Annotated in this window: 11 protein-coding genes; 1 reads left to right on the top strand and 10 read right to left on the bottom strand. The window is 44.3% G+C overall.

Annotated features, from left to right (window positions below; genetic code table 11):
- The coding region (locus BLU87_RS14350) for a transposase (RefSeq protein WP_139167582.1) at window positions 1-196 on the top strand (196 nt) is incomplete at its 5' end.
- Between the two features lie 72 nt (window positions 197-268).
- Here the strand turns inward: BLU87_RS14350 and BLU87_RS17700 are convergent.
- The 10 genes from BLU87_RS17700 to BLU87_RS14300 all read right to left on the bottom strand — a co-directional run bounded on the left by BLU87_RS17700 (window position 269) and on the right by BLU87_RS14300 (window position 12785).
- Window positions 269-1213, bottom strand: a complete 945-nt coding sequence (locus tag BLU87_RS17700; protein WP_175498408.1) for a restriction endonuclease — start codon at window positions 1211-1213, stop codon at window positions 269-271.
- 187 nt (window positions 1214-1400) lie between these two features.
- A complete protein-coding gene (locus BLU87_RS14340) occupies window positions 1401-1829 on the bottom strand; it encodes a hypothetical protein (protein WP_092350025.1) in 429 nt (142 codons plus the stop codon).
- Window positions 1830-1906: 77 nt separating this feature from the next.
- A complete protein-coding gene (locus BLU87_RS17475; protein WP_245706579.1) occupies window positions 1907-2134 on the bottom strand; it encodes a restriction endonuclease in 228 nt (75 codons plus the stop codon).
- 466 nt (window positions 2135-2600) lie between these two features.
- Window positions 2601-5885, bottom strand: a complete 3285-nt coding sequence (locus tag BLU87_RS14330; protein ID WP_092350023.1) for an SNF2-related protein — start codon at window positions 5883-5885, stop codon at window positions 2601-2603.
- Between the two features lies 1 nt (window position 5886).
- Window positions 5887-7212, bottom strand: coding sequence for an EH signature domain-containing protein (locus tag BLU87_RS14325; RefSeq protein ID WP_175498407.1), 1326 nt, complete (start codon window positions 7210-7212; stop codon window positions 5887-5889).
- A gap of 127 nt (window positions 7213-7339) precedes the next feature.
- Complete coding sequence (locus BLU87_RS14320; protein ID WP_092350019.1) at window positions 7340-8101, bottom strand: OmpA/MotB family protein; 762 nt, start codon at window positions 8099-8101, stop codon at window positions 7340-7342.
- A gap of 11 nt (window positions 8102-8112) precedes the next feature.
- On the bottom strand, window positions 8113-9711 hold the full coding sequence (locus BLU87_RS14315) for a hypothetical protein (protein WP_092350016.1): 1599 nt from the start codon (window positions 9709-9711) through the stop codon (window positions 8113-8115).
- 158 nt (window positions 9712-9869) lie between these two features.
- Window positions 9870-11393 carry a type I restriction-modification system subunit M gene (locus tag BLU87_RS14310; RefSeq protein WP_092350014.1) on the bottom strand — a complete coding sequence of 508 codons (1524 nt, stop codon included), beginning with the start codon at window positions 11391-11393 and terminating at the stop codon, window positions 9870-9872.
- A gap of 170 nt (window positions 11394-11563) precedes the next feature.
- A complete protein-coding gene (locus tag BLU87_RS14305) occupies window positions 11564-12082 on the bottom strand; it encodes a hypothetical protein (RefSeq protein ID WP_092350012.1) in 519 nt (172 codons plus the stop codon).
- A 1-nt stretch (window position 12083) separates the two neighbouring features.
- The gene (locus tag BLU87_RS14300; RefSeq protein WP_092350010.1) at window positions 12084-12785 is read right to left on the bottom strand and encodes a DUF3800 domain-containing protein; all 702 of its coding nucleotides are present in this window, start codon (window positions 12783-12785) and stop codon (window positions 12084-12086) included.
- Between the last annotated feature and the right edge of the window lie 5 nt (window positions 12786-12790).

Genomic DNA, 12790 nt, shown 5'->3' with positions numbered 1-12790 from the left:
CATTGAGTCGGTCAATATGTCGCTGCGAAAGGTGACGAAGAATCGGGGCTCGTTTCCAAACGACGAGTCGATGATTAAACTGATGTATTTGGCTCTGCAGAATATATCCAAGAAATGGACAATGCCGATCCGCAACTGGCGATCGGCACTGAATCAGTTTTCGATTATGTTTGAAGGGCGGATGCCGCTACTTTAACCGGCGGGCTATTTACACAATTTACTTTACAGGCCCCTACTTCCAGGGTATTAAAGGTGAAACAGTTTAGGGTTACAAATTCTCGTCTTTATAGACTAATGTGGAACGACACTTAGGGTAATTCACACATCCCCAAAATTTGTTTCCAGAATTACTCCCTTTTTTAGCCGACCTTAGCTTCATCTTAATTCCACACCTCGGGCAGGTTGGTGTTGTGTAGTCACCTTCCAAAGCAATATCTAAAAGTTGGGATTGTTTGTCTGCAGATAGTTTTTTAATTCCATTCAAAAGTTTATCACCATCAATCAAACGAAGTCGTTTGCCTTGGGCAAAATCAATGGCTTCAGAGGTAAAATCACCAGAGGTAATAAACATGCCGGTCGTCACACGCTCTGCGGCCATAAGTCCAAACAATTCCCGCACAGGTTTGACACCAACTTTATAAGTATTCCACGCTTTACATTGCACTATCGCAACGGGCTTTTCCTGTCCGTCTTTGTGAATGACAATATCAACACCCCCATCAGGGCCAATTTTTGTTTCAGTTGCATTATGTCCAAGCAGTTTTAGATATTCAGAACAAACTGTTTCGAAACGTTTCCACTCTAAACGGCTCAATACGACCAAACTCCATTCTGTGGGCCTGCTTTCCTCAACGCCAGCAAAAGTCCATTCTTCTGAAGGAACTCCCACATTTGGGCTGAAAAGAAAATCCTTAGATTGTTTCCTGGAAGAATTGTGAAAGGATTTATTTTTGTTCCCTTGATCAACAACCTGTGTTGCCCTGTTTTCTCTTAAGAAAGCCAAAAAACCAATGAAGCAGAAAAAAAGAAATGCAAGTGGTGCGATCCCTACTGAAAGTTGAGCCAAAGCAGAAAAAATAGGAGCCCCACTCATAATACCGGGCAAAATTGCAGCCAAAAAAAGATATGCTATCCCGCCAACAATAAGCGACATCCACCAGGGAGCATCTAATAAAGATTCAGTTATTTTTTCAAATTCAGACTTACGTGCCACGCTATCCCCTCCTGATATAATATTCGAACCAATATCTAAAATTTACTGGAATCTTGTGTTGTATAACCATGCTTCCGATTTTTTGCTGCATAACCTGATTGTTTGAGAGCATGTGCTTTCAGCTTGATATCGGTGTATGACAGGACGGGAGAAGGGAACATAGTCAGTAAAATTTCATCTCCCGTAGCTAGTTCCCATCGATATTTTTTTTCAAACTCAACAAAACACGGCCAGGTTGGCCATATTTCTCAGTCAGCATATTTAGCAATGCTGACTTGAATTCTCTACTACTGCTTTTCCCGGTAAACTGGATTCTTATTTCATAGACCCGACGGGGACGTTCAGGGTGAATTTTTAAAAGAACCTTGGCCCCTACCCCCAACAACTTTGTTACATATCCAACTTCTTTGGTTGACCAGAACTTTTCATCAATAAATCGCTTGTCGAAATTTTTGTTTGAGTTAATTATTCCCGAACGTCGGATTGGAACATTATACTGTCTGGCTGTTTCAACAACTTCACTTAAGGTCATTCCCGTATTCCACATATCGAACTGAGCTGAAAATGAAATACTCGGAATGAGCAGGATCAATAAAAAGACATATCTTTGAATCATTTTTTATTCCCCGTTGGTTCATTGTGAGGGTTTTAGCTATTCCAGTGTAAATGTCGGAACAATCTAACAACTCACACCTAATTGGCTGTCACTTCATCCTCTTCAAAATATGAATCATCGACTTGAATTAGCGTTTCTTTGTGCTCTTTGATACCGATCTTATTCTCAATCAATAGTTCAATCAGCTTTTCTCCGTCTATCAGGCTAATTGGAGCAGCACCTTGGTGGACGGCAACATCTTTACAGCCTTTACTGAACTTCCCCAAGGTGATCAGGGTGCCTCGAATCGCTCCATGAAGTGGCAAAACGCCCCGCAATTGATCAAGTACGGGCCGGCCAATACTTCCCCTTGATGCCGTTTGACTTGGACAACTTCTCTGACTGTCTTTGACAATTGTTTCTTTCTCTTCTGGTCAACTTTCGGCGATAAGCAAGGCGGCGGTGACACGTTTATTGCCACCATGATTTTTTTACCACAAAAGAGAGCAAGCTAGCAGACTTCTCTGCGAATCTGATGGCTACCTTCATTCTGAACGACCGAGGATTCCTCGGCATTTGCCTCCTGAGTCAACTAACCTTCTTTGTACAGATTACTAATATACAAACCAATGGTGTCGGTATCTTTATCAAACAACTCAGCCATCTGGCGCTGATTTAACCAGACGGCCTATTGATCGAGCTCGTTTATGAATGAAGCCGGATAAATTTAAGCACCGCTTTTCTTTTGCGACTACCCCAAAAAACTTTAGGCATTTCAGTCGTCACCATCTCCTAAATTGGATTTTGTAGCCAACCAACGATTTCATCTCTCCCAATCAGGCGCACGCCATGGGCTCGACTTAATGCAATAGCTCTATTAGTAAACCCGCGAGCATTTGTCACCACAAGGGGAATCAACTGCTCACTTATGTGACGATAAGCCGGAAGGCTGTTAAGAATTTCCTGAACTGCAGATTCAGAACAATAATTCTGAGTCTGCGTATGTTTGCATTGAATTACAAAAGAAGGCTCTCCTGCTTCCAGTAGCCCCTTCACCACAACATCCGCACCACAGTCGCCGCTGAGTGGCGTTCTCTGAGCCTGATAACCATTAAGATGAAGTTGATTAATAACAAGGTCTTCAAAAGCCAGAGGTTCCAAAAGATCAATTTCAGGTAAGCCAAACTTTAGACCGCCTGAGCTCACTGACTCTTCATTGATGGTCTCGTTAAAGAGATCTACAACGTCAGCACTTGAACCACCTGGCGGAGCAAGTACCTCACGGCTCAAAGACCTTTTTCTTTCGAGTAGACGGTTTAGGTTAGAGTCAAAGCTAACGTCCGAGATATCTGGATGAATGGCCATTGGATAATAAACCGAAACTTCCTTTTTTTGTCCAATTCTGAAAGCACGGTCCGTACATTGATCTTCGACAGCCGGGTTCCACCAGCGACTTAGATGGATAACATGATTAGCAGCAGTGAGAGTTAAGCCAACACCACCAGCCTTTGGCGAAAGAATCATGACATCAAAATTGTTTTGGTCTGAAGCCTGAAAAATTTTTACACGTTCCTGTCTTTTCGGTCCGCTGACGGTGCCATTGATGACCATTGGTGCATATTCCAACTCGTACCTCTGCTGGATATACGGTACGAGCCATTGCTGCATCTGCTTGGACTCTACAAAAATCAGCGCCTTTTCCTTTTTTCTCGCAATCTGGTCAAGAATTTCAAAAGCTCCTTCAAGCCTGGCCGAATCTTTTACATATTCATTGCCATCCATACTGACATCGTATGCATAGGGATGCAGGGAGATACTTCTGAACTTCTGTATCGCACTCAGCATTTTCCCTTTTTTCTTTCCTGCACTACGCGCTTCAAAAACTGCCTTCTGATAAGCCGCGGCCTGAACTTCAGGCATGGGTTTCTGAATTACTTGAGAATTTTTGGCGGGTAACCCTTCGAGGTGATCTTCTTTTAAGCGGCGCAACATGACTCTAGGCGGAGCATCCACTAACTTTTTTTTCAATTTAGCAGAGCTTTCAGGCAGAATAGCTCCATCTTCTGACTCATAGGTCCGACTAAAACTCTTAAGATCTTTCAAGAGGCCAGGTTGAACGGTATCAACAATACACCAAAGATCAGCAAGTCGATTTTCGACAGGGGTACCGGTCAGGGCGACCGTAAATTCGGATTGAAGTGATTTCGCCATATCCGTCATCATAGCGGAAGGGTTCTTTATTTTCTGAACCTCGTCGAAAAAGGTCACACCCCAATCAATCTTGATAAAGATTCTGATGTAATCACGTAGTGTCTCATAAGTCGTCAAGACCCAGTCATACTTACTTATTTCTTGAGCAGCTCGACCTACTAGCATTGCCTTGTAGGGTCTAAATTCAGCACCGTATGCCCTCAGCAAATTACCAAGGCCTGGTGAGACCAAATGCTTACTCTCTTCCTCTTCCCAGTTTTTTAAAAGCCCAGTAGGAGCAACAATGAGAAATGGTTGGCGCGACCACTTGCCGGTTTCCATCAATGCTTTAGTCCAGTTTAAAAAGGCCAAGGCCTGAAACGTCTTACCCAAGCCCATATCATCTGCAAGTAAAACCCCAGAATAGCCCTCTATCCAGTTTGTTTGAAGCCAAAACAGTCCTTGCCGCTGATGAGGCAACAATTCAGATCTTAACCCTTGAGGAAGTTCTTGGTTCGAACCATTCCTACGCCTTACTTGACGTGTAAACTCATCATCAACAATGTTGTCTTTGATAATGGGAACGATTTTAAGAGGTACAGTCTCCTTTTCTGGTTTATATTGCCCGTCCCCCTCTTCTGGCTTAACTGCAGGCTGACTTGCTGAAAGTGCTCTAATCGTTTCATCATTAGCTGGAATCTTTTGCCCTCGGTAGTCAACTTCCAGCTTGTTGGCCTCTTTTGCCTTCTGGATTGCTTCAATCAATTCTAGAATTTCATCAACAGGCACCCTAACAATACAATTGTTCCCAATTGGCAGCCCAAGCTCCTCAGGCCCTCCAAGCCAGTCTTGCTTGGTTGAGAACAAAAATGCCCCGACCTTGGGCTCCCAAACCCCAAGATATTTAATTCGATCACTAAGGAATTCAGGTGATTCATAGAACAGATTTTCAAGTAAGCTATCTTCTACTTCCCCCATGGCTTGCTTAAGAGCATGTCGAGGATTCGCAATAAAAGCTCTGCGTTCTTCTACTGGCCGAGACTGCATTTCTTTGACAACCGACAGTGCTTTTTTTAGAGCTGGCGGGATCGCAACATACCAACCACCGTCAAGGGCATACCTCCCCATCACTCTCCGTGCATCGGTAAATCGGCTAGTGAAACTTTCTTGGGTTACCTCAGGAAGGAGAGTCTCAAATGCTCGTGCCTTGCCTTCTGCAAATTCAGTGAGGTTGTCTTCCTCCCGCCCCTTCACAAGAATGGGATTGAAATTCGCTTCACCTTCATCGCTAATTTCCAATGTAAAAGCATCGGCAGGGGCCACATTTATTCCTCGAAGATAGTCATCAACAACAACATCTTCCGGAAGGAGTTCCTTCATCTTCCCCCAGAGCAGAAGCCGCTGTTCCATGTCTTCCGGCGAAAGGGCATTGAAAGATTCCATCATTTCCACGAGAGTGAAAATTGGATCAAGTAAACAGAAACGATTTCCACCGACCGTCAGAAAGGAACCGTTTCTTGTAGAGCCCATAACAGGCTGGCCATTCGGATGCAAGAATTGGAAATTAAAAACGAATCCCGGTCGGAGCAAAACGCCTGATCCTGTAATGTTGAGCCGAAACAGACTGGGTTGAGGAAAACCTAACTGCTTCAACTCATATGGTTCAAAAAGCGCCAGGCACTTCCACGGGACCAGAACACTGCAAGCATCCGGCTGAGTACCTTCCTCATTATCTAACGAAACAAGCAAAGAACCGACGCTCAAGGATTCCCCAGTCTCGCTCACTACGGGGGTTTTTCCCCACTTCTCGACAACAAGAGGCTTACCTTCCTCATGACAGGCAAACAAAATACCTTCATCAGTCGTAGTCCACTTTAAAACGGTCATATCAATCCCTCGGCATAAACTCACTGGACATCAAAGTGATATTGGTGTGTCGACGAATAAAACTACTAATCTTATTTTGCCAAGTTCCTCTTTCAGACCCATGATGGAAAAACGGTGGAGCATCCATATCAGACCAACTATAACTACAAGTCAAATCATCGCGGCCATACTCTTTAGAGTAAAAAATAGGGCGTGGTTTTTCGCTAGGATGCCAGACATGACACTTGCCACTATGGCTCCACTCTGCAACAAGTAATCCACCGATTTCCATCAAAAGAACTGAATGCAAACTTGAAACACTCGAACCTGAACTACCAACAAGTGAGCCATACTTATCTATTTTCCCTTTAAAATATTGGCGAGCAAACCTCCTTGCATCCCTACCCAAAACAACCCAAGCATTTGAGATGACATTTTTGTTCAAATATGCCGACCAAAATGCTTTTCGATAACGCCACATCCGGCTAGCTCCATCATCTTGATCTGCCACTTTCTCAAGTAAAACAAAAAAGTCTTCAAGGGTGCCTTTGACAAGCCATCGGTGGATCACGGCTAGCGCGTTTTGAGAAACATGCGACCATTTTCCATGATTTATTCTCGGGTCACCAAACTGCTCAATCAAGAAAGGTAATATTTGCTTCTTTGCCCCCATTGGATCATCCTTCGCACCAAAAGGTTCCAAGAGGCTGTTTATTAAAGCTGCTCTATGTTTTTCAAAGCGCAAACTCCCAGACTGACATATAGCAAATTCGAGGAATGAAGAAACAATCCCTTTCCTGATTGGCTTTGAATCGCTAAGACGAACCTTTACCGCCTCTAAAAACCACAGAAACACATGTTCAACAAAACCGCCATTTTCTCTACGACCAGACAGACCCGCAATCGTCAAAAAACCTGTAACATCATGTCGTTCTTGAAATATCTTTATTCCAAACTTCTTGGGTGCATCATCTTCAAGAAAATGATATTCCTTGCAGCGCGATGCCATCCTGCGAATTCTCGGAGAATCATCATGAACAGAGAGAATAACTGAAAGGCATTTCTGGATAGACTTAAACCATGGAGCAGCAGGATCGTATTGAAACAAAAACTCATCAAGCATTGCCGCAACTGCCTGTCGGATTACCGATCTTTTCAACCAGCCCAAATACGCATTCAGTAATTCTTGATTTTCAACTAATACAATCTTTGAATTATCATTCCAGAAAAGAGCATAGGGCAGCTTTAGTAAAGAGCGTTTCGGCAGGCCATCTAGACTCTTGTGTTTCTGCCAAGCCGTTAACACTTCAGTATATAATTGTTCTCTATCTTCTAGAGTAGGAGACATCGAATTAACATCCCCGAGCAGAGCCGACAATTTCTGATTTTCAAAATGCAAACGGGTATTTGCCCTATCAATTGTTGGACAATAAAACTGAAACTGATTTAATGCCGACCGAGTATAAGACATATTCCTACCGAGCTTGAAATTGTTGTTCGATTTCAGAAGACAGCTTGTCGGGAGGGCTCATAACGAGACGAAAATCTATACGACGATCCAACGCCCTTTCTTTAGGACTATCGCCGCTCGAAAGACTTCTTGTCCCAGCATAGCCGGCAACACTAAAGATCTTTTGACCTGACTGATTTGTCAGGTCTTCAAGAATCGAGTTTTTCTTCGTTAAAATTTGATACGTTTTGATCGCACGGTTTGCTGAAAGATCCCAGTTGTCCTCATATTTACACGCAGGGCCAACAGGGACAATATCCGTATGCCCTTCGATATAGACACTTTCCAGAGTACGTTCTTCCAAAGGAGGTAACATCTCCAATTGGCAAAGGTCAGCCTGAGAGGTATAACAAGGCAGTATTCCAGCAAAAATATCCGATAGAGATTCAATTGCCATGATTCCATTTTCCTCGGGCTGAGCCATCCCCGAACGAAAAAACATTTTATCCTTTTTATCCCTTAAGGTAATGATCCCATTTTTTGTATCGACATACACATCAAGATTTTTTTCAATGTTCATGTCCTGGATTTTTTCATCTACGGTATGAAGAATTTCTGTACGGATTTGATCCCTGCTTGCCAGTGACTTATTAATCGATTTATATTTAATGACGAAAAAAACCAGAGTGATGATAAAAATGAACAACAGCCCGGACATTAAGTCACTAACGGAAAGAATGTAGTTGCCTTCCTCGGATTCGTAAGTATAGGAAGATCTGCGACGCATATTCCCTCCCGTTACTCGTGGTTATAGACAGGCTCTTCAGCCTTAGCATTGGCAAACACCTTGGCAATATCATCCAACTGCTCAGATAGCCCCTCTACGGTGTCACGTATCTCACTGGTCGCACCACCAAGTTTGTCAATCGAATCAGCCATAAGTCTGTCAATATCCTGTAAAAACGAATTGACCTGCTCAGAATAGGCTTGTACGCCTTGCTGTAGATCTGTAAAAAACTTACTGAGGCTTTCATCGATATCGCCAAACCGATTAGAGTAAGACTCCCAAGACTTTGCAACTTGATTGTGGGTATCATAAAGGTTGTCGATACTCTCCTTTATAGAAACAACTGCTTCTGTTTGAGCACGGTTTGATTCTTTTAGTGCTTCACCGGTTTCTTCCAGTGTAAGAGACACATTTTCAAGTCTTCTAGAAATGGTTTCAAACTGCTCAAAGCTGCCAATTAGCTGTTTTGTAATCTCCATAAATTGTGTAGCAGTTTTCCCCATAGCAGTAGCCGCGCTATCTACGTTTATCAAAGTTTCTTTTAGGCCATCTACGGAGCTTTTGATAACATCACCAACCTGTTCTAATAGATCTTTGGTTCCTGCTGCCATCTTTTCGTGAGCTTCAGTCATTCCAGAGGTTTGCAAAAAAAGTTTATCGTTCAGATCCCCTAGAGTTTCTCCCAACTGAGCCATTTCCTTGCCAGCCGCACCCTGAATTGCCTCCTTGAATTCATCGACAACTCCTTTAAGCATCTCCTCGTTGGTTGCATCTCTGTTATCACGCATCTGCCTAGTCACTCCCAAGAGATCGGTCAAAATAGGCTGCAACTTGCCACCAATATTATCTTCAAGTGACTGAGTAATAGACCAAATGAGATCAGTATTAAATGCTTTGAGTTCTTGAGTTTGCTGCTGAACCTCGCGGTATGTATCAACAGCGAGACGCTCAGGTGTTAAACGCTCAAGACGCTCATCAAGTGAGAGATTCCAGGAACGAATGTAGCCATGTGCTTTATTGAGGAAGTGCTTTTCATACCAGGAAAAAACCATAGACATAAATAAGCCACTTATAGAGGTTGTAAAGGCAAGAGACGCTCCATGCAACAGAGCTTTCATAGCAACCTCAGGGGGAAGATGAGCATTTGCTTGCCCGGCAATATTCCGGGCAGCGTCCTCGACACCAAATACTAAGCCGATGAAGGTACCAAGAATACCTGCCCCAGTGATGATATTGGGTACGCTGTTATAAAATCGTATATTTACAGTTGGGCTTATGATGCTGGATTCGTTGAAATAAGTGACTGCATCATCAGTGTTTTTTATTTTTTGATCAGGTTCAAGAATGAGTGTTTCGGTGAACTCCTCCCATGGGAATTTCAGAAGAGGAGTGTTTTTGACCCAGCCGTTAAACTCTTCGTAATTCTCAGAAAATTGTCTTTCATCCTCATATTCAGCAATTTTTTGATTTGCTTCTTTAAGGACATTAATTATGGGGAAGATACGGTGAGAAAAACGTATTATCGCCCAGAAAGCAGATAAAATAATTATCGAACAGGCTAAAAAAACCCCCTTGCCTGAAAGAATAAATTCACCAACATAAGCCATCATAAAAGGCCCCACCTTTATACTGAGAATTCACAACGAACTCGGGTCTATTTCAACTCAAGATCTTCCAGCAATAGTAACGAACTTCTGACTAATTTTTCACGAAAATATACACCACCTGTTATCCAAAATTACATTAATGGCATTCTTCTCCTCCTCGTTTATGACAACTCTTCTTTTTCACTCAAATCAGCCGCAATTTCTCGGAACTGCTCCATCGCTGTCTGTAGATCTTCAACGATCTCAGCAGCCAATACTCCCGGTTCTGGCAAATTGTCGGAATCCTCCAGTGAATCGTCCTTGAGCCAGAAGATATCGAGGCTGGCTTTGTCGCGGGCGATCAGGTCTTCGTAGTCATAACAGCGCCAACGACCGCTTGGATTTTCTTCATTCCAGGTGGCGGTGCGCTGTTGACGGTTGCCTGGATTGTAAAGCTGGACAAATTCATCCAGGTCACTGCGCTTGAGTGGATTAGTTTTCAGAGTGAAATGGACATTGGTGCGCAGGTCGTAGATCCACAGTTTTTTCGTCCAAGGCGTTTCGCTGGCGGGTTTGCGGTCGAAGAAGATGACGTTCGCTTTTACCCCTTGTGCGTAGAAGAGTCCGGTCGGCAACCGCAGGATGGTGTGGACGTCACATTCGTGCAGCAGTTTGCGACGGATGGTCTCCCCTGCTCCGCCTTCGAACAGCACGTTGTCCGGCACAACCACGGCAGCGCGGCCATGTTGCTTGAGCAGGGTTTTGACGTGTTGGATAAAGTTAAGTTGCTTATTTGAGGTGGTCGCCCAGAAGTCGTCACGTTCAATGATTTCCTTCTCTTTGCCTACCTTGCCATCTTCGGCAACGATGGTGGTGCTGCTCTTTTTACCGAAGGGAGGATTGGTGAGGATGATGTCGAAGCGGTCGCCCGGATCGGCGGCGAGGGAATCGCTTACGGCCAAGGGCAAATTACTGTCTGGACCTACTTGCCCGTTGGGCGCAGGTGAACTCCCGATACCATGCAGTATCAGGTTCATAGCGCAGAGTCGTGCAGTTGACTGCACCAGTTCCCACCCCTTGAAGGTCCCATCCTTGAGCTTTTTCCGCTCATTTTTAGTCATGTGCGGATGGTTGTCGACGAGGCTGTCGTGAGCAGCAAGTAGGAAGCCACCTGTTCCGCAAGCAGGGTCACTGATGGTCTCACCCGGTTTGGGGGCGATGACGTCGACGATAGCCTGAATCAACGGGCGCGGAGTGAAATACTGCCCGGCACCGCTCTTGGTGTCCTGTGCATTTTTCTCCAACAACCCTTCGTAGGCATCGCCTTTGACATCGGCACTCATGACCGACCAATTTTCACTGCCGATCAAGTCGACAATCAGCCGACGCAGCTTGGCAGGATCTTGAAACTTGTTCTGCGACTTGTTGAAGATCAGCCCAAGCAGGCCTTTTTCATTGCCGAGATTTTCCAGAGTGTGGCGGTAATGGTCGAACAGTTCATCACCGTCCTGCTTCAGCAGCATCGGCCATGAGTAATCGGCGGGGACGTTGCTTGTCTGGTTGTAAGGCGGCTTGGTTCGCTCGTCTGCCATTTTTAAGAAGAGCAGATAGGTGAGCTGTTCAACATAGTCGCCGTAGCTCATGCCGTCGTCACGGAGAACATTACAGTAGTTCCATAGTTTGGATACGATTGCTGCTGGGGTCATTTAAAAGTCCGTTTATTCAGCTTAATTTGTAAGGTCACTGAGTATACTCTGTTTACTGAGTAAACATTTTTTGTTGCACGAAAACCCAACGTTGGGTAATATCTATTTAAGCCGTAAGGCTGTTGGCCCTTTGCTTAAGGCTCAGGACCGTGGCAGCGCCTCAGTCGCCGTTAAGACTGGGGCTTTTTTGTTTCTAGTAGAGTACTGTTTTTGCGAATCCTTCGGAGATAGTTCTCGTCTGCGGGAAATGCGGAGACAAAATCATATTCATCTCGCCCGTTCCGCTCCTCCAAAACCACCACATACCGCTCTTCTAACACAACCAAAGTCCGTCTTTTTTTCATCCTCCCGCGACCGTCTTTGCGGAACTCTTGTCGACGCTCTATTGTTCCAACCTCCCCCTTGAGGGTTTCCTTTATCCAAAGAAGTCGTCTCGCACGATTTTTACATATTTTTTTTGAATGTACACCATGGCTATGCCGGTAGTTTTTGTTCTCAGTAAAGGCATGGTCAAATGAATTAAAATGCGCATTGAAAAAAATCCGATTCCCCTGCCAATCAACAATTTCGATTTCCTGTCCATCAGAAGAACGCACATAAGTCTCAAGATATTTCTTGAAATAGACCTCTTTGGTTTCAGTATCTGATTCAGCCTTTAGCCTCAATAAGGGCCAGAGATGTTCAGACATTTCACTGACCGACAAAATGGAAGATATTGAATTTTTGCTCGCTTTTGCAGGTGCTCACCTTCAAAGAAGACATCTGCATGCTTGTCGCCAATGCACTGCAAAATTCAACCTTGGCTTTACTCCCCACCCGAGCATTCCAGGCATATCCCACTGCGCCGATAAACAGATCACACAACTGAACAAGAGGTTGTTCCTTGGAACTTACGGGCTCAAGACATTCAATTTTGGCCCGCCCCGAAAGTTTATGGCCGAGGATATGCCCCAAGTCCTTAAAACGCCCTTGCTCGCGATTCTGCTGCCAATCAAGATAAAGATGGTAAGCACACCGCGGCTGCAACCAGTGGATCAGCATCTGGTAGTAAAGTTTATAAAAACCCAACTCTGAATCACCGTCGCTGTATTGCTCATGATCCAGAATATTTCTATCGACAACAAGGCAGCGAAAACTCAAATCAGCAGACGTACGGAACAGCTCTAGCAGTTCCCAATAAAAATCCTTCCGGCTTGGGGACAAAGTTTTCCAGCCGAATTCTTTCCATACATTGTGCTTTTTTCTCAACAGGTTAACTGCATGATAAATCTCTTGTTTTTTTTGACGCGTACAAGCGATAGCACCGATAACCATATAGGGATCGTCACCGTTAGACGTGTGCCTGCTCTCGTCGCAATAGATATTGATATGGCACAGTTTTTCAGACTTCATAACAA

The sequence above is a fragment of the Desulfuromusa kysingii genome (assembly GCF_900107645.1).
GTDB lineage: Bacteria > Desulfobacterota > Desulfuromonadia > Desulfuromonadales > Geopsychrobacteraceae > Desulfuromusa > Desulfuromusa kysingii.
The sequence above is the reverse complement of the archived record's forward strand: the minus strand, read 5'-3'. Positions and strand labels throughout refer to the sequence as shown.